The 18,432-nt window shown below is 62.8% G+C and carries 14 protein-coding genes and 1 riboswitch; of the genes, 5 read left to right on the forward strand and 9 right to left on the reverse strand.

What is annotated here, in order from left to right; all coding sequences use genetic code 11:
• Positions 1-4: 4 nt before the first annotated feature.
• The 4 genes from cobM to UCMB321_RS14235 all read right to left on the reverse strand — a co-directional run bounded on the left by cobM (position 5) and on the right by UCMB321_RS14235 (position 2,131).
• Entirely contained in the window at positions 5-751 is a 747-nt protein-coding gene (cobM, locus tag UCMB321_RS14220) for a precorrin-4 C(11)-methyltransferase (RefSeq protein ID WP_040067787.1), read from the reverse strand.
• 63 nt (positions 752-814) lie between these two features.
• Complete coding sequence (locus tag UCMB321_RS14225; RefSeq protein WP_040067790.1) at positions 815-1,240, reverse strand: cobalamin biosynthesis protein; 426 nt, start codon at positions 1,238-1,240, stop codon at positions 815-817.
• A complete protein-coding gene (locus UCMB321_RS14230; RefSeq protein ID WP_040067792.1) occupies positions 1,237-1,938 on the reverse strand; it encodes a CbtA family protein in 702 nt (233 codons plus the stop codon). Before UCMB321_RS14230 ends, UCMB321_RS14225 begins: the two co-directional genes overlap by 4 nt.
• Positions 1,939-1,948: 10 nt before the next feature.
• Positions 1,949-2,131, reverse strand: coding sequence for a CbtB domain-containing protein (locus UCMB321_RS14235; RefSeq protein ID WP_040067795.1), 183 nt, complete (start codon positions 2,129-2,131; stop codon positions 1,949-1,951).
• 97 nt (positions 2,132-2,228) lie between these two features.
• Positions 2,229-2,454, reverse strand: a riboswitch (cobalamin riboswitch).
• 366 nt (positions 2,455-2,820) lie between these two features.
• Here UCMB321_RS14235 and UCMB321_RS14240 point away from each other — a divergent pair.
• The 5 genes from UCMB321_RS14240 (at position 2,821) to UCMB321_RS14260 (ending at position 9,362) form a co-directional block, all read left to right on the forward strand.
• Positions 2,821-6,315, forward strand: coding sequence for a response regulator (locus UCMB321_RS14240; protein ID WP_040067797.1), 3,495 nt, complete (start codon positions 2,821-2,823; stop codon positions 6,313-6,315).
• On the forward strand, positions 6,288-7,130 hold the full coding sequence (locus UCMB321_RS14245; RefSeq protein WP_209437173.1) for a CheR family methyltransferase: 843 nt from the start codon (positions 6,288-6,290) through the stop codon (positions 7,128-7,130). Before UCMB321_RS14240 ends, UCMB321_RS14245 begins: the two co-directional genes overlap by 28 nt.
• Positions 7,127-7,732, forward strand: a complete 606-nt coding sequence (locus UCMB321_RS14250) for a chemotaxis protein CheB (protein ID WP_052451202.1) — start codon at positions 7,127-7,129, stop codon at positions 7,730-7,732. Before UCMB321_RS14245 ends, UCMB321_RS14250 begins: the two co-directional genes overlap by 4 nt.
• Positions 7,726-8,907, forward strand: a complete 1,182-nt coding sequence (locus UCMB321_RS14255) for a hybrid sensor histidine kinase/response regulator (protein WP_040067802.1) — start codon at positions 7,726-7,728, stop codon at positions 8,905-8,907. Before UCMB321_RS14250 ends, UCMB321_RS14255 begins: the two co-directional genes overlap by 7 nt.
• A gap of 77 nt (positions 8,908-8,984) precedes the next feature.
• The gene (locus tag UCMB321_RS14260) at positions 8,985-9,362 is read left to right on the forward strand and encodes a response regulator (protein ID WP_040067804.1); all 378 of its coding nucleotides are present in this window, start codon (positions 8,985-8,987) and stop codon (positions 9,360-9,362) included.
• 3 nt (positions 9,363-9,365) lie between these two features.
• On the opposite strand, the gene UCMB321_RS14265 is transcribed toward UCMB321_RS14260, so the two are convergent.
• From UCMB321_RS14265 to UCMB321_RS14285, 5 genes are all read right to left on the reverse strand, one after another.
• Positions 9,366-10,418 carry a HEAT repeat domain-containing protein gene (locus UCMB321_RS14265; RefSeq protein WP_040067806.1) on the reverse strand — a complete coding sequence of 351 codons (1,053 nt, stop codon included), beginning with the start codon at positions 10,416-10,418 and terminating at the stop codon, positions 9,366-9,368.
• A gap of 77 nt (positions 10,419-10,495) precedes the next feature.
• Positions 10,496-11,395, reverse strand: coding sequence for a bestrophin family protein (locus UCMB321_RS14270; protein ID WP_040067809.1), 900 nt, complete (start codon positions 11,393-11,395; stop codon positions 10,496-10,498).
• Positions 11,396-11,495: 100 nt separating this feature from the next.
• A complete protein-coding gene (locus UCMB321_RS14275) occupies positions 11,496-13,592 on the reverse strand; it encodes an EAL domain-containing protein (RefSeq protein ID WP_040067812.1) in 2,097 nt (698 codons plus the stop codon).
• A gap of 232 nt (positions 13,593-13,824) precedes the next feature.
• Positions 13,825-15,252 carry an efflux transporter outer membrane subunit gene (locus UCMB321_RS14280; protein WP_040067814.1) on the reverse strand — a complete coding sequence of 476 codons (1,428 nt, stop codon included), beginning with the start codon at positions 15,250-15,252 and terminating at the stop codon, positions 13,825-13,827.
• Positions 15,249-18,428 (reverse strand): efflux RND transporter permease subunit, encoded by a 3,180-nt coding sequence (locus UCMB321_RS14285; protein ID WP_040067817.1) that lies wholly within the window; start codon positions 18,426-18,428, stop codon positions 15,249-15,251. The genes UCMB321_RS14280 and UCMB321_RS14285 overlap by 4 nt, the downstream gene beginning before the upstream one ends.
• Positions 18,429-18,432: the final 4 nt, after the last annotated feature.

Raw genomic sequence — 18,432 nt, forward strand, 5'->3', positions numbered from 1 at the left:
GCGATCAAGGTCGATAAAGATGGGCGTGGCCGGCGCGATACAGCGAAGACTCGCTGAAGTGGTCGCTGGCCAGCACGCGTCCCACCAGGATCAGGGCCGTGCGGCGGAAACCCTTGGCCTCGACCTTGGCCAGGATATCCGCAAGCGTCCCCTGTACCCAGTCCTGGTCGGGCCAGGTGGCGCGATGAATCACCGCGATCGGGCAGTCCGCGCCGTAATGGGGAAGCAGTTCGTCGATGATTCTTGCCAGGTGATTGACCCCCAGGTGAATCGCCATGGTCGCCTGGTGCCGAGCCAGGCTGCCCAGTTCTTCGCTGGCCGGCATCGCGGTTTTGTCGGCGTAGCGGGTGAGGATCACGCTCTGGGAAATATCCGGCAACGTCAGCTCGGCGCCGAGCAAGGCGGCGCAGGCGGCGGTCGCGGTCACGCCGGGGACGATTTCATAGGCAATGCCCAGTTCGCGCAGATGGCGGATCTGTTCGCCGATGGCGCCGTAGAGGGATGGATCACCCGAATGCACCCGTGCCACGTCCTGGCCCAGGGCATCGGCCGCCTTGATCAGGTCGATGATCTGCTCCAGGTGCAGCTCGGCGCTGTTGACCACCTGAGTGGCGCAGTGGCCCTGCAGGACGGCTTCAGGCACCAGGGAACCGGCGTAGATGATCACCGGGCAGCTACGGATCAGGCGCTGGCCCTTGACGGTGATGAGTTCCGGATCGCCGGGGCCGGCGCCGATGAAATAGACGGTCATGACATTCCCTGAATGTGTCTGCACAAGGTTGCACATGAACAACGTTCATGTAACAGGCGGGGATTATCGGGGGTTTTGCCCGGTCCAGGCCAGTGCAAAGGTCGCTTGCGGGTGCTTCTGGCGTGAAATCAGAAGCGTCGCACGACCTTGCCCGAGCTGTTCGGCCAAGGCCAGCGCGGCGCTTTCGGCGACACCATGGCAACCGGTCTGTTCAAAGGCCAAACGGGAGCGATGGCTGAGTCGTGTCTCGTAGGCAGCCAACTCAGCCGCGCTGAAGAATACCAGGGGCAGGTTCAGCCGCTGGGCGAGTTCGAGCAGTCCCGGTTCATCCTTTTTCCCCTCGATGCTCGCTAACCCCTTGATTGCTCCAAGGTCGATCCGCTGGACCCGCAGCGATTGCTCCAGCAAGGCCTGCAAGGTCGCAGCGTCGCACCCGCGCCGACAGCCGAAGCCCACCGCGAGGGTTGCTGCCGCCGGCGTTTTGTTCATGCCGAGTAGTGATCGTCGGTCTGGCGGCGGAACAGCCAGGCACTGATCAGGCCCAGGGCCAGCCAGAACGCGGCATTGGTCAACTGCGAGGCGATCTTGAACTGTGCCGCCAGGGCTTGCGGCGCCTGGCTGGAATGCACCTCCGGCTGCGGTGCGCCGATCACATGGGGCACCACGACAATGGCTACGCCCAGTACCTTGAGTGCCCAATGCTGGCCGAATACCACCAGGGCAATGGCGACCGCCGTGGACGCGGCGGTGCCGACCCACCAGATCTGCCGTTGCAGCAAGTCCGCCGCCGCGGTACCCGGCAGTTCCGGCGGCAAACCCAGGGTCGGCGCCAGGCAGAAGGTCGCGTAACCGGCCAGTCCCCAGAGCAGGCCCTGGGCGGTGCGGTTCGGTGCGCGCAGGGTATAGAGGCCGGCCAGCATCAGGGCGAAACCAACGGCCACCACCAGGTTGCCCCCGGTGGTGGACAGTACACGCTGCCAGCCATCTTCCGGCTCCCAGGCTTCTTCGTCGTGTTCGTGCCCGGCCATGGCGGCGTGCTCGTGTTCGTGAGCCTCGGCTGCCGGTGCTTTCTCATAGGTTTCCGCCTGGAGAATCAACGGCGCGACCCAGAAGCTTTGCAGGAGGGTCAGCAGCAAGGCGGCCAGCAAACCGGTGAACCCTGCCGTTTGCGCAATACGCTTGATCATGGCTGGCGTCTCAATGGCACGGGAAGGCGGAGCTGTGACGGGTATCGTGCGCGGCATTGTGCACGGCGGCGATATGGGAGAAACCGGCGAAATAGACCAGGGCCGCGCCCAATACCAGGGCACCGATGGCGGCGGCGAGGCGTTGGCTCTGGGTGGTGATGGCGGTCGAATGGCGGGCGGTCGTGGTTGACATGGCGCTTCCCTTTGAAATGTCATCAGGCGGAAAGGCGCGAAGAACCTCGGCGCACGGGTGCCCGGAGGTTACAACAGCGCCTGCCCACCGCAGGTTTGTCATTGATTTTTTCTGGGCCGGTCTCCGGGCTTGCGAGGGATTCGGGCAAGGCCCGGACCTTCAAGCGTCGCCTTCCCATGCCGCTGTCGGCACAGTGGATCTGACGCTTCTCTCGCTTACCGTTGCGGGGGCAGCACCGGACTGATCAGGCATGGATACATGCAGACTGACGCACCGGTTTCCCGTTTCACCCTGTGAAGGGCACCCAAAACAAGGCCGATAGGAGAACACGCTGAGCCTGGAGGCGTCAATGCGCCGGCAGGCAGGAAGGTGAAGTTAAAGTGAATTCTAGAATAATAATCCTATAAAAATTAATAAGTTAGATTGTATTTGTGATGTTTTGTCTAAGGTTGTCGATGGAAAATGGCTTGCCGATGGCCTGCATCGGTCAGCCATCAGACCAGACAAGTGCCTGTGCCTGTACAAAAAGATCCGACTGTACAAGAGGATAGGCTAAGGTTGGCTCAACACATCACGGCAGTGCGCTCTGCCAGATTGCCTTCTAAGCTGTGAGAAAAAAGGTGAGGCTTTGAGTCGGACTCACGGCGGACTCCTTGAAAATCAACGACTTTAATAAGCCAGGCCCAGAAATGAATTCTTCGTCTTCGGTGGATGAACAAAGTTTTCGCAAGTTGTTGAGTCGTAATATCAGCCTACCCTTGGGCGTTGGGGTCCTCAGCGCGGTGTTTTTCGTCGCGCTGATCACCTATTTGCTGTCGGTGATCCAGTGGGTCGAGCATACCGACCGGGTCATCAATAACACCAACGAAGCGATGAAGCTCTCGGTCGATCTTGAAACCAGCATGCGCGGTTTCCAGATTACCGGTGATGAGCATTTCCTTGACGCCTATGATGTCTCCAAACCGAAGATCGTTGCCGAACTGCGCGGCTTGCAGGAACTGGTCGCGGATAACCCGCAACAGGTCGATCGCTTCAAGCGCATCGAAGCCTTGCAGGGCGCCTGGGCCGAGTACGCTCAAGCGATGATCAATTTGCAGCGTACCGGCGGCGACTACCGGGCGGTGGTCAAGACGGGGCACGGCAAACGCCTGAACGACGAGATTCGTGGCGAGTTCGAAAGCGCCATCGACATGGAGCAGCAATTGCGTCTCGCGCGTAACGAAGCCGTGAGCCGTACCACGATCTGGAGCATCGTCCTCTACCTCATCTTTGTATTGGGGCTGAGCGCCTTGCTGGCTTTTGTTGGTCGACGTGATTTGTTATCACTTTCAAGTAGTTATGCAAAAAACCTCGAGTCACAGCTCAAGAGTTCGGAGCGCCTGGAGCAGCAAGCCTGGCTGCGCAGTGGCCAGACCGAACTGGCCGAGCAGGTGCTGGGCCAACTGACCCTCCAGCTGCTGGGGCACAATATCCTGCAATTCTGTGCGCAATACCTGGGCAGTGCCGTGGCGGCGTTGTATGTCCGCGAGGAGCAGGGTGCCCTGACCCGCGTGGCCAGCTATGGCTTCTCCCGCGAGCAGGAGAGCCAGGAGCAATCGATCCTTAGCGATGAAGGCCTGGTCGGCCAAGCCGCGGGCCAGAGGCGGCTGATTCGCCTGGACGATGTGCCGGTGGACTACTTCAAGGTCAGTTCGGGGTTGGGCGACGGTTCGCCACGCAGCGTGCTGGTGGTACCGACCCGCAACGACGAGCGGGTCAATGGGGTGATCGAGCTGGGTTTCCTGCGTCCCCTGGACGACCGTGACGTCGAGTTGCTGGAACTGATCGCCGGCAACATCGGCACCTCCATCGAGGCTGCGCGCTACCGCCAGCGCTTGCAGGAGGTCCTGGCCGAGACCCAGCAGCTCAACGAAGAGCTGCAGGTCCAGCAGGAAGAACTGAAGACCGCCAACGAAGAGCTGGAAGAACAGTCCCAGGTGCTCAAGGAGTCTCAGGCCCACCTGGAAACCCAGCAGAGCGAACTCGAACAGACCAACGAACAGTTGGCCGAACAGGCGCAGGCCCTGGCCGAACAGCGCGACGCGGTGGACATCAAGAACAACGAGTTGAACCTGGCCCAGGTACAACTCGAGGAGCGCGCCCAGGAGCTGCAACGGTCGAGCAAGTACAAGTCCGAATTCCTGGCCAACATGTCCCATGAGTTGCGTACGCCGCTCAACAGCTCGTTGATCCTGGCCAAGCTGCTGTCGGAGAACGCCCAGGGCAATCTCAGCGACGAACAGGTCAAGTTCGCCGAATCGATCTATAGCGCCGGCAACGACCTGTTGAACCTGATCAACGATATCCTCGACATCTCCAAGGTCGAGGCCGGCAGGCTGGAGGTGCGTCCGGAAAATGCCAGCGTCGAGCGCCTGGTGGCGGCGCTGCAGGATACGTTCCTGCCCCTGGCCTACGAAAAACAGCTGGGTTTCGAGGTCGAAGTGCGCGCCGACGCCCCGCTGACGCTGTTCACCGACCGTCAGCGACTGGAACAGGTGTTGAAGAACCTGCTGTCCAACGCCATCAAGTTCACCGAGACCGGTCGGGTCAGCCTGAGCGTTTCCCGCCAGCCCGGTGTCGGTATTGCCTTTGCCGTACGCGACTCCGGCATTGGTATCGCCGCCGACCAGCACCAGAGCATTTTCGAAGCGTTTCGCCAGGCGGACGGTACCACCAATCGGCGCTATGGCGGCACCGGGCTGGGACTGTCGATTTCCCGCGATCTGGCGGCGCTGCTCGGCGGTTCCATCAGCGTTGCCAGCCAGCCCGGGCATGGCAGCGTGTTTACCCTGGTGTTGCCGGAGCAGTATGTGGAACACCGGGCCGGCGAGGCCCCGGCGCCGGTGGTGGCGCCCCCAGCGCGGCTGGAACCCCTGGATGAGCCGCGCAACCCGCCGTCGGTGGCCGTGGAAGTGCCGATCCAGCGCTTTGCCGACGACCGTGAAAAAGCACCGTTCAGCACACGCTGTATCCTGGTGATCGAAGATGAGTCGAAATTTGCCCAGATTCTCTACGACCTGGCCCATGAGCTGGGCTACCAGTGCCTGGTGGCCCATGGCGCGGACGAGGGCTGTGCGCTCGCCGCCCAGTTCATCCCCGATGCGATCCTGCTGGACATGCGCCTGCCGGATCACTCCGGCCTGATGGTGTTGCAGCGCCTCAAGGAGCAGGCTCCGACCCGGCACATCCCGGTGCATGTGATTTCCGTGGAGGACCGTATCGAGGCCGCCATGCACATGGGCGCCATGGGCTATGCGGTCAAGCCGACCACCCGCGAAGAGCTCAAGGAGATCTTCTCGCGCCTGGAGGCCAAGCTGACCCAGAAGGTCAAGCGTGTGCTGCTGGTGGAGGACGACGACCTGCAGCGCGACAGCATCGCCCGGCTGATCGGCGACGACGATATCGAGATCACCGCCGTGGGCCTGGCGCAGAACGCCCTGGACCTGCTGCGCGACACCATCTACGACTGCATGATCATCGACCTCAAGTTGCCGGACATGCTCGGTAACGAGCTGCTCAGGCGCATGTCCACCGACGGCATCCGTGCCTTCCCGCCGGTGATCGTCTATACCGGGCGCAACCTGACCCGCGACGAAGAGGCCGAGCTGCACAAATATTCACGCTCGATCATCATCAAGGGCGCCCGCTCGCCGGAGCGCCTGCTCGATGAAGTGACACTCTTCCTGCACAAAGTCGAATCCCAGTTGTCCAACGAGCGGCAACGCATGCTCAAGACCGCCCGCAGCCGCGACAAGGTGTTCGAAGGGCGCAAGATCCTGCTGGTGGACGATGACGTGCGCAACATCTTCGCCCTGACCAGTGCACTGGAGCACAAGGGCGCCATTGTCGAAATCGGTCGCAATGGCCTCGAAGCGATTGAACGACTCAACGAGGTGGAGGACATCGATCTGGTGTTGATGGATGTGATGATGCCGGAGATGGATGGCTATGAAGCCACCCTGGAAATCCGCAAGGACCCGCGCTGGCGCAAGCTGCCGATCATTGCGGTAACGGCCAAGGCCATGAAGGATGACCAGGAGCGCTGCCTGCAGGCCGGTTCCAACGACTACCTGGCCAAACCCATTGACCTGGACCGCCTGTTCTCGTTGATCCGCGTATGGCTACCGAAAATGGAAAGGATCTAGTGGAGCGAAGTAGCGATATAGAGTTGCGGTTGTTGATCGAGGCCATCTACCTCAAGTACAGCTATGATTTTCGCGATTATTCCGGCGCTTCGATCAAGCGCCGGGTCCAGCATGCGCTGACCCAGCTTGATTGCGCGACCATCTCGGCCCTGCAGGAGCGGGTGCTGCACGACCCGGCGGCGTTCCTGCAACTGCTGCAGTTCCTGACCATTCCGGTCAGCGAGATGTTCCGCGATCCCAGCCATTTCCTGGAGATTCGCCGGGAGGTGGTGCCGTTGCTCAGGACCTATCCGTCGATCAAGATCTGGATTGCCGGATGCAGCACCGGGGAGGAGGTGTACTCCATGGCGATCCTGCTGCGTGAAGAGGGGTTGCTGGAGCGCACGATCATCTATGCGACCGATATCAACCCGCATTCGCTGGAAAAGGCCAAGCAAGGCATCTTTACCCTTGACAGCGTGCGCAGCTATGCCGGCAACTACCTGGCGTCCGGCGGCAAGCGGGACCTTGCCGAGTACTACCACTCGGCCTACGGCTACGCGATTTTCGACAAGACCCTACGGGAAAACGTGACCTTTGCCGACCACAGCCTGGCGACGGATAGTGTATTCTCCGAAACACAATTAATTTCGTGTCGTAACGTATTGATCTACTTCAATAAAAAACTTCAGGATCGAGCCTTCGGCTTGTTCCATGAATCGTTGTGCCATCGTGGTTTCCTGGTGCTGGGCAGCAAGGAGACGCTGGACTTTTCATCCTATGGCAAGCGGTTCGAGGCGTTGGTCAAGCAGGAGCGGATCTACCGTAAGTCATGAGCGGCCTGGCATTTGAAATCACCGATCGCAAGCGGGTCGAGGCGGTTGTCGTGGGCGCTTCGGCGGGTGGGGTCGAAGCCCTGCTGAGTCTGTTCGCGGAACTGCCGGCGGGGTTCGGCTTGCCGATCGTGACCGTCCTGCATATGCCGGAAGGGCGCCGCAGCCAGTTGGCCGAAGTCTTTGCGCGGCGCCTGCCGCTGCCGGTGAAAGAGGCGAGCGACAAGGAGAGCATCGTGCCGGGGACCCTGTACTTCGCGGCCCCAGGCTATCACCTGTCGATCGAGCAGGACCGCAGCTTTTCTTTCAGTTGCGAAGAACGAGAGCATTATTCGCGGCCTTCGATCGATTATCTCTTCGAATCGGCGGCGGACACTTATGGGGCGCGCCTGGTGGGCGTACTCTTGACCGGAGCCAATCAGGACGGCGCCCGGGGCCTGGCGCAGATCCAGCGCGAGGGCGGCCTGACCGTGGTGCAGGACCCGCGCGAAGCCCGGGTGGCAACCATGCCCGAAGCCGCGTTGGCGTTGCTCCAACCGGACTATCTCCTTTCCTTGCAGGGCATTGGCCGTTTGCTGGTCGAGCTGGAACGAACCCCATGTTGAGTACTATCCGGGCCAAACTGCTGATCGTCGATGATCTGCCGGAGAATCTGCTGGCGCTGGAAGCGCTGATCAAGGGACGGGACCGTGTGGTCTACAAGGCGCTCTCGGCCGATGAAGCGCTGTCGCTGCTGCTGCAGCACGAATTCGCCATGGCCATACTCGATGTGCAGATGCCGGGCATGGATGGTTTCGAACTGGCCGAGTTGATGCGCAGCACCGAGAGAACCAGGAATATTCCCATCGTCTTCGTCAGTGCCGCCGACCGCGAGCTCAATTACGCCTTCAAGGGCTACGAGAGCGGGGCGGTGGATTTCCTGTACAAACCCCTGGACCCCCATGCGGTGAAGAGCAAGGTCGGCGTTTTCGTCGACCTCTATCGCCAGGGCAAGGCGATGCAAGCGCAAGTCGAGGCCCTGAAACAAAGCCGCCTCGAGCAGGAAGTCCTGCTGCGCAAATTGCAGGCGACCCAGGAAGAGTTGGAGCGCGCGGTGCGCATGCGCGACGATTTCATGTCGATCATGTCCCATGAGGTGCGCACGCCGCTCAACGGCCTGAGTCTGGAAAACCAGTTGCGCAAGATGCACCTGGCCCAGGGCAATGCCGACGCCTTCACCCTGGACAAGATGCGCGCCATGGTCGAGCGGGACGAGCGGCAGATCCAGAGCCTGATTCGCCTGATCGAAGACATGCTCGATGTCTCGCGGATCCGCACCGGCAAGTTGTCGATCCGTCCCGCACGCGTGGACCTGGTGCAACTGGTGACCCGGTTGTTGGAGCGCTTCGCGCCGCAGGTGGCGGCGGCCGGGTCGGTGATCAGCTATTCGGGCGATGCGTCGCTGTCGGGCAACTGGGATGGCTTTCGCATCGAGCAGGTGGTCTCCAATCTGCTGACCAACGCCTTGCGCTACGGTGCCAAGAGTCCGATCGAGGTGCGTGTCTATCGCCACGACGGCGAAGCGCGGATCGAAGTGCGTGACCGGGGCATCGGTATCGGCGAAGATGATCAGGCGCGGATCTTCCAACAGTTCGAGCGGGTTTCCGGCAGTCAGGTCGCCGCGGGACTGGGGCTGGGGTTGTATATTTCCGAGCAGATCGTCGTCGCCCATGGTGGTCGCATCACTGTCGAGAGTACCCTTGGCAAAGGGGCCTTGTTCCGCGTTTGCCTGCCTCTGTAGGAAAAGCCGAGATCAGACGCAACCTCTGGGTGACCTGGCGGTCGTATTGGCAGCAATTTTGATAATAAAGGCTTCCCATGAGTGAAGATGCACAAGACGTGGTACTGATCGTCGAGGACGATGCCTCGATCCTGATGATCCTTTCGGATTATCTCTCCGGCGAAGGGTATCGGGTGTTACGGGCGGAAAACGGCGAGCAGGCGTTCGAAATCCTCGCGACCAAACCCAACCTGGACCTGATGGTCACCGATTTTCGCTTGCCCGGCGGCATTTCCGGGGTGGACATCGCGGAGCCGGCGATCAGGTTGCGTCCGGATCTCAAGGTGATCTTCATCAGTGGTTACCCGGCGGAAATCCGCGAATCCAACAGCCCCATCGCCCACAGCGCGCCGATCCTGGCCAAGCCGTTCGACCTGGATATCCTCCAGGAACAGATCCGCAAGCTGCTGGCCTGACGGCTACAGCCCCTGCTGCAACGCCGGGTCATCCGGATTCTGCTGTTCCAGCTGGGCGAGTAGAATCTGCACGTTCTGCAACTGTCCGGTTTCCTTCCAGTAGCTGATCAGCAGCACACGTGCCTTGCGGTTCGACGGTTGGCGCTGGACGATTTCCTCCAGCTGGCGCTGGGCCGCCTCGACCTGCTGCAAGTCATGCAAGGTGGTGGCGAGCTTGTAGCGGTAATCGGCGTTATCCGGCTCCAGCTCCACCGCCTTGGCCAGCCCCAGCAAGGCGTACTCGGTCTGGCCGTGGTGCGCCAGCCAGACGCCCAGGGCATGTTGCAGGTAGGCCGATTGCGGCTGCACCTGCAACTGCTTGGCCAGCAGCTGCCGGGCCTGGTCCGGCTGGCCGCGCTTGTCCAGCAGTTCGACCTGGGCCACCAGGGCCTTGAGGTTGTCCGGCTCCAGCCGCGAGACATGCTCCAGCGCGGCCTGCGCCTTGTCCAGCAGCCCCTCATGCAGATACAGCCGCGCCAGCTGGAACTGGGCCTCGGCACTTTCCGGCTGGGCGGCCAGGGCCCGCTCGTACTCGTCCACCACCTGTTGCAGCGGGCCGTAGTACAAGCCCTGGTCGTCCGGTGACAAACCGAGCATGGCGTTGGCGGCGGCGAAGCGCACGGATTGCTCGTGGTCTTCGAGCACCGGGCCGAGCAACAGGCTGCGCTGGGCGCCGGGAACCAGGCCGACAATGCTCTGGATCGCCGCTTCGCGGACCATCGGCGCGGGGTTCTGCAAGTCCGCGTCGGCCAGTTTCAGGGCCTGGGGACTGGGGTAGTTGGGCAGCTCCGCGTGCAAGGCGGCCCGGCGCACATCCGACAGGTCGGTCCGTGCCAGCTGCTGGTAGAGCACCCGTGCGGCGCCGGGCAGACCGTTATGGGCCTGCTTGAGCGCCTGGCCGTAATTGATGTGCGGGGCCTGGGGGCTGGCGAGCTTGCCGGGCATCCAGTGCCAGACAAGGCCGAGGGCAAGCAGGAGCAACAGGCTGATAAGCAGGTAGCGGTGGGGCTTCGTCATGCAGGGTCCGTGGGCGGGCGAGCGTTTCCTGAATGCACCAGCTTCGGTCAGCTGCGCTCAGGAGTCAAACCCGCGCCTCAAGTCAGCACATAGTCCACCGGCTCCAGCGCCGGCGGCAGATCGCTGTGCCCCAGGCAGGCGAGGACTTCCCGTTCCACGGTGCGCAGGATGGCGTTGCACGGCAGGTCGTTTTCATCGAAGCCGAACGGGTCTTCCAGATCGTCGCCGATCTCGTCCAGCCCGAGGAAGGTGTAGCCGACGATGGCGGTGAACACCGGCGTCAGCCAGCCCAGCGGCCCGGCCAGGGCGAAGGGCAGGAGGATGCAGAACAGGTAGATGGTGCGGTGCAGCAGCAAGTTGTAGGGGAAGGGCAGCGGCGTGTGCTTGATGCGCTCGCAACTGGCCTGCACCTGGCTGAGGCTGGCCAGCAGCGCCGCGAACACCGTATAGCGCCACTCGCTGATCAGCCCTTGTTCGGCGAGGCTGGAGCAGCGCGCGCCGATCCGTTGCAGCAACTGGTCGGTGACGTTCGGGTGGCCGGCGGTGGGCGCATCCTGTTGCCAGGGCTGGATGGCCTGGCGTTCGTCTTCAAGGCGCAGGCGGGCGATCAGTCCGTGGGCAAAGCCGCAGAGCTCGCGCAGCAGCGCGGTGCGCTGCGGGCCATCGCCCAGCACCTGGCTTTCGCGAATCAGCGAGCGTACGTCGATGATCAGTTGCCCCAGCTGCTTGCGGCCTTCCCACCAGCGGTCATAGCAGGCGTTGTTGCGAAAACTCATGAAGATCGACAGGGACAGGCCGAGCAAGGTGAAGGGCGTGGCGTTGACCTTGGCGAAATAGTCCGGATGCCAGGTTTCCGCCAGCACGATGAGCGAGGCCAGTACGGTCAGCAGCAGGCAGCGCAGGGCAATGCGCTTGGCAATCGAGCCCTTGAGGGAAAACAGGATGGCGATCAGGTTCGGCTTGGAGCGGACAATCATGGCGAGGGTCTTGGGGCTGGGAAAAATGACGGGACTCCACCTTAAGCGCCCGCGCCCCGCGCTGTCCAATCACCCTGGCCGACGAGGTGATCGAAGGGCTCTATGGGGCCGTCAAGCCACAGGTCTCTTGCGCCAGTGTCTGCCGCTGGCGCACGAACTCCGGCATCCGCTCGCCGGGGATCGCCTTGCTGAAGTACCAGCCCTGGATCACCAGCTCCGTGGACGAGTGCAGGGCATCGTACTGTTCCTGGGTTTCCACACCCTCGACAATGATCCCCAGGTTCAGGGTTTCGCACAGCCGCAGCATGCCGTTCAGGACCCGGGCCCCCTCCGGATGGCAGTGCGCGACGACAAAACTGCGATCGATCTTGATGCAGTCGATCTTGAACTGGTGCAGGTAGCTCAGCGCCGAATAACCGGTGCCGAAGTCATCGATATACAGCCGGGCGCCGAAACCGTGCAGGCGCTCGATCAGGCGGTTGATCACCTGGACATCGCCGACCAGGGCGTCTTCGGTCAGCTCGACGGAAATCATTCCGCGGGCCTGGGACAGGATGTCCAGCAAGCGCTCGCCATACTCCGGCACGCTCAGGGTGGCACCGGTCACGTTGATGGTCATCGGCAGCTCGAAGCCGGCTTTGCGCCAGCGCCGATATTGCTCCAGCGCCTGGGCGGCGACCCACAGATCGACATCCGGCATCAGCTTGGCCTGGGCCAGCCACTTGAGAAACTCCCAGGGCGGCTGGGGGTTGCCGTCCTTGTCGCGGGCGCGCATCAGCGCCTCGCAACCGGTGCACAGGCCGGTGGTCTTGGAGACCTGCGGTTGGAACTCCAGGTAGAACTCGTATTCGCTGATCTGGCGGATGCGCTCCAGCTCCCGCGAGCGACGGGCGTCGTTCTTGTACGAGGTCGCCACCGGGTCCAGCTCGAAGAGCCGGCCCTTTTCCTCCAGGCTGCGGAAGGTGGTGTCGAAGGACTTGATATAGACGCCGTCGTCGGCGTCCTGGTGACGGTGCAGGCCTATCACGTAGGGCGCGTAGACCAGGCTGCCGAGACCGAGCAGCAGCAGTTGCAGGACCACCGCGGCCCAGTCGCCGTTGCTGCTCAGGTAGGCGTTGAACAGCACCGGCGAGTTCAGCGGCATACCGGTGACCATCGGTGCGACCCAGCCGGCCTGGACCGCCGCCACCGCCAGCAGCGCGTTGAGCATCGGGGCAATCAGAAAGGGCACGAACAGCCGCGGGTTGAGAATGATCGGCAAGCCGAACAGCAGGATCTCGTTGACGTTGAACAAGGACAGCGGCACGGCGGCCAGGGCCAGCAGGCGTAGCGAGCGGTCACGGGTGAACAGCAGCACGGCGACGATCAGCGACAGCGAGGCACCGGAGCCGCCGATAAAGGCGAAACAGCCCAGCAGGCCGCTGTTGAGGATGTAGCGGTGCGGCTCCCCGGCGGCGAGGTTGAGCTGATTGACGGTCACCGCCTCGTCGAGGACGCTGAATACCGGCTGCATGGCGTGCAGGCCATGGATGCCGAAGAACCACAGGACCGAGTTGCTGGCGCTGATCAGGGCGCCGTAGCGGTAGGGATGGTCCAGCGCTGTCCGGTCGAAGGGCACCTGCATCTGGGCGACCAGGGGCGTCTTCAGCAGCAGCGACAGTACGGTGACCAGCAGGGCGGTGGCGATCAGGCCGGGGATCACCATGTTGATGCTGTCGCGGACATTGAAACCGACCAGGTTTTCCCGCACCAGCCGCGTCCAGGCCTGGCGGTACAACCAGTCCATGATCGGCACGTTGATCAGCGGCGAGGCGATGGCGATGAACAGCACCAGGGTTGCGGCGGCCCGGGGAAAGTCGCTGAGCAGGTAAATGGCGATTTCCACGTGGGCCAGGCACAGGAAGGCCACCGGCACCTGGGGCAGGCGATAGCGGATGGCAAGCATATAGCCGATGGAGGCGGCCACCAGCAGGGGCAGGATGGCGCTGATCTTCTCGTGGAGCCCGGCGAGGAAATTGACCCAGTCGTCGGGCAGCCCCGCCAGGCGGGCGCAGGCCGAGAGCATCAGGAATGCCGTCGACACCAGCAGGCACGGCAACAACCACAACAACCCTTCGCGGATGGCCCGCAACGAGTCGGCACCGGCCAGCGCGGCCAGGCGGTGGGTCAGGAACAACTGGAAGACTGACTGCGACATTGGCCAACCCCTTGTAGACCTTCAGTCCTGTCAGGGCCCATCCGGCCCTCAAGAAGGCGAGCATATCCCGAGATGGCAGAAAAAGGTCAAATTGCCAGCATCCAAAGCCCGAGGCCAAAGGTTCCTCGCCGCACTCTCTCCAGGGCTCATTCGCAAAAAAAATAGCCCCGCGACCAGGCGGGCGCGGGGCTGAAGCGGATTGGAGGGCATCCAACCCCAGGGAGGATGTGAATCAGTTGCTGCTGGCGACTGCCTGCGGCTCGTAGCCGCCACCCAGCGACTTGTAGATCGCCACGATGCCGCGATACAGGTCGGTTTCGGCCTGGGCCTGGCTGTCTTCGGCGGCCAGGCGTTCGCGCTGGGCGTCGAGCAGCACCAGGAAATCGGCGGTGCCTTCGCGGTAGCGGATCGCAGCCAGGTCGGCGGCGGCGCGGCTCGATTCGCTCTGGCGAATCAGCGAGATCAGGCGTTGCTGGCGCTTGCCGTAATCGCTGAAAGCGTTCTGCGATTCCTCCAGGGCCAGCAGCACTTGTTGCTCGTAGTTGGCCAGGGCGCCTTCGGCCTCGGCGTCGGCACCGCGTATCTGGGCCTTGACCCTACCGAGGTTGAACGCCGGCCAGGTGATGCTCGGACCGAGGGACCAGGCATTGGCGGCGGACGAGCCGATCTGCGAACCACGCCCGGCGATAAAGCCGAGGAAGCCGCTCAGACCCACCCGGGGGAACAGGTCGGCCTTGGCCACGCCGATCCGCGCGGTGGCGGCGGCCAGCTTGCGTTCGGCACTGACGATATCCGGACGGCGTTGCAGCAGGTCGCCCGGATCGCCAATGGCCAGGGCCTTGGAAATCGCCGGCAGGTCCTTCGGTCCCAGGTCCACCGACAGCTTGTCCGGACGCTCACCCAGCAAGGTCGCGATACGGTTGCGCTCGCGGGCCTGCTCGGCCTGCAATTGCGGTACCGAGGCCTCGACCGCGGCCAGGCGCGCATCGGCGCGGACCACGTCGAGCTGATCGCCGACACCCACGTCACGCAGGCTTTCGGTGATGCCCTTGGATTCCTGCTGGTTCTTCAGGTTGGCCAGGGCGATCTTTTCCCGCAGTTGCGCGCCGCGTAATTGACCGTAGGCATCCACCAGTTCGGCAATCATGGTGACTTGCAGTTGGTAGAGGTCGGCTTCGGCCGCCTGCTGGTCGGCATCGGCGGCTTCCAGGTTGCGCTGGATACGCCCGAACAGGTCGATTTCCCAAGCCATGTCCAGCCCCAGGTCGTAGCGTTCGCTGTTGACCCGCTGCTCGGTGGTGCCGGGAATCTGGCCCTTGCCGATCTCGCTGCTGGCGCGGCTGGTGATGGTCGGCATTCTGTCGTAGCTGACGTTATCGCGGATCGCCCGCGACGCTTTCAGGTGGGCGAAGGCTACGCGCAACTCACGGTTGCCGGCCAGCGACTGGGTCACCAGCTGATTCAGGGTCGGATCGTCGAACTGCTGCCACCAGGTCCCCTGGAAGCGCGCGCGGTCATAGTTCTTCTGACCGGCGCTGCCATCGGTGGCGGCGGTGATGTTCGCCTTCTCGGTGACCGGGGTCTTGTAGTCCGGGCCCACGGCACAGGCGCTCAGCGCCAGTACCAGCAAGCTCGGCAGAAAGGCCTTCAGACTGCTCATTGTTGCGCCTCCAGCTTGTGCGCCCGGGCGGCTTTGCGAGCGTCACTGCGCTCGACAAAGCGGCGGATCAATACATAGAACACCGGCGTCAGCAGCAGACCGAAGAAGGTCACCCCGAGCATCCCGGAGAACACCGCCACACCCATGGCATGACGCATTTCGGCACCGGCACCGCTGGAGAACACCAGGGGTACCACACCCATGATGAAGGCCACGGACGTCATCAGGATCGGCCGCAGACGCAGGCGGCAGGCTTCCAGCACCGCGCTCAGCGGATCGAGGCCTTCTTCCTGCTTATCCTTGGCGAACTCGACGATCAGGATCGCGTTCTTGCATGCCAGGCCCACCAGTACGATCAGGCCGATCTGGGTGAAGATGTTGTTGTCGCCACCGGAGGCAATCACCCCGGCAATCGCCGACAGCAGGGTCATCGGCACGATCAGGATCACCGCCATCGGCAGGCTCCAGCTTTCATACAGGGCCGCCAGTACCAGGAACGCCAGCAGTACGCAGAGCGGGAACACCAGCAAGGCGGTATTGCCCGAGAGGATCTGCTGATAGGTCAGGTCGGTCCACTCGTAGGTCATGCCGTTGGGCAGTTCGTCCTTGAGCAGCTTCTCGATCGCGGCCTGGGCCTGGCCGGAGCTGTAGCCCGGGGCGGCGGCACCGTTGATCTCGGCGGTGATGAAGCCGTTGTAGTGCATCACGCGGTCCGGTCCCGAGGTATCGCTGACCTTGATGAAGGTTGCCAGCGGGATCATCTCGCCCTTGTTGTTACGCACTTTCAACTGGCCGATCTGGTCGGATTCGAGGCGGAACTGCTGTTCGGCCTGGACGTTGACCTGATAGGTGCGACCGAAGCGGTTGAAGTCGTTGGCATACAGCGAACCCAGGTAGACCTGCAGGGTGTCGAAGATGTCGCTGACAGCCACGCCGTGGGTCTTGGCCTTCTCGCGGTCGATGGCGGCATCGACCTGCGGCACGTTGACGGTATAGCTGGTGAACAACCCGGCCAACTCCGGCACGCTGCGGCTCTTGCCGATGATGTTCATGGTTTCCTTGTACAGCTCGTTGTAACCGAGGTTGCCGCGGTCTTCGATCTGCAGGCGGAACCCGCCGATGGTGCCCAGGCCTTGTACCGGCGGTGGCGGGAAGATCGCCATGTAGGCTTCCTGGATCCCGGCGAACTTGCCGTTCAGGGCGCCGGCGATGGCACCGGCCGATTCACTGGCGGCCTTGCGCTCCTCGAACGGCTTGAGGGTCACGAACACGATGCCGGCATTCGGGCTGTTGGTGAAACCGTTGATCGACAGGCCAGGGAAGGCCACCGCGCTTTCCACGCCGGGCTGTTTCAGAGCCAGGTCGGACATGCGCTTGATCACGTCTTCGGTACGGTCCAGGCTCGCCGCATCCGGCAGTTGGGCAAAGGCCACCAGGTACTGCTTGTCCTGGCCGGGCACGAAGCCGGTCGGGGTGCTGGCGAAACCGAGCCAGGTCAGGGCCATCAGGCCGGCATACAGGACCAGGGCCACGCCGCTGACCCGGATGACGCGGGTCACGGTACCGACATAACCATGGCTGGCGCGATCGAAGAAGCGATTGAACGGACGGAACAACCAGCCGCCCAGCAGCACATCGAGGACCTTGGAGAAACGGTCTTTCGGCGCGTGGTGGTCCTTGAGCAACACCGCCGCCAGGGCCGGGGACAGGGTCAGGGAGTTGAATGCCGAGATCACCGTCGAGATGGCGATGGTCAGGGCGAACTGCTTGTAGAACTGACCGGTCAGGCCGGAGATGAACGCTGCCGGGATAAACACCGCGCAGAGCACCAGCGCCGTGGCAATGATCGGGCCGGTTACTTCACGCATGGCGCGCTTGGTGGCTTCTATCGGGCTGAGTCCCAGGCCGATGTTCCGTTCGACGTTCTCCACCACCACGATGGCGTCGTCCACCACGATACCGATGGCCAATACCAGGCCGAACAGCGACAGGGCGTTGAGCGAGAAACCGAACAGGTGCATGACCGCAAAGGTACCGATCAGCGACACTGGCACGGCCACCAGTGGAATGATCGAGGCACGCCAGGTCTGCAGGAACAGGATCACCACCAGGACCACGAGGATCAGGGCTTCGAACAGGGTGTGGACCACCGCTTCGATGGAGCCGCGGACGAAGATCGTCGGGTCATAGACGATGCTGAAGTCCATGCCTTCGGGGAAGTCCTTCTTCAACTCGGTCATCTTGGCGCGGACTTCGTTGGAGATCTCGATGGCGTTGGAACCCGGACGCTGGAAGATCGGGATCGCCACCGCCGGCTGGTTGTTCAGCAGCGAGCGCAGGGCGTACTGGCTGGAGCCGAGCTCGACCCGGGCGATATCTTTCAGGCGGGTGATCTCGCCGTCGTCGCCGGCGCGAATGACGATGTTCTCGAACTCTTCCTCGGTGACCAGGCGCCCCTGGGCGTTGATCGACAGCTGGAAGCTGGTGGCGTTGGGGGCGGGCGGTGCGCCCAGCTGACCGGCCGCGACCTGGCGGTTCTGCTCGCGAATGGCATTGACCACGTCGGTGGCGGTCAGGTTGCGCGAAGCGGTCTTGTTCGGATCCAGCCATACCCGCAGGGAGTAGTCGCCCATGCCGAACAGTTGCACGTCACCCACGCCGCCCAGGCGCGCCAGTTCGTCCTTGATATTGAGCAAGGCGTAGTTGGACAGGTAGAGCATGTCGTAGCGTTTGTCCGGCGAGGTCAAGTGCACGACCATGGTCAGGTCAGGCGAGGCCTTGTCGACGGTGATACCGATACGGGTCACTTCCACCGGCAGCTTGGGCTCGGTACGGGTCACCCGGTTCTGTACCTGGACCTGCGCGTTATCCAGGTCGGTGCCCAGGGCGAAGGTGATGGTCAGGGTCAGCTTGCCGTCGGCGGTGGATTGCGAGGACATGTACAGCATGTTCTCGACACCGGTGATGGCCTGCTCCAACGGCGCGGCCACGGTTTCGCCGATGACCTTGGGGTTGGCGCCGGGGAAGTTGGCGCGCACGACCACGGTCGGCGGTACCACTTCCGGGTATTCGCTGATGGGCAACTGGAACAGCGAGATGGCGCCCGCGATCAGGATCAGCAGCGACAGTACCGCCGCGAAGATCGGTCTTGAGATGAAGAACTGGGAAAAATTCATCGTG

Origin of the sequence: Pseudomonas batumici (assembly GCF_000820515.1) — a bacterium.
Lineage (GTDB): Bacteria > Pseudomonadota > Gammaproteobacteria > Pseudomonadales > Pseudomonadaceae > Aquipseudomonas > Aquipseudomonas batumici.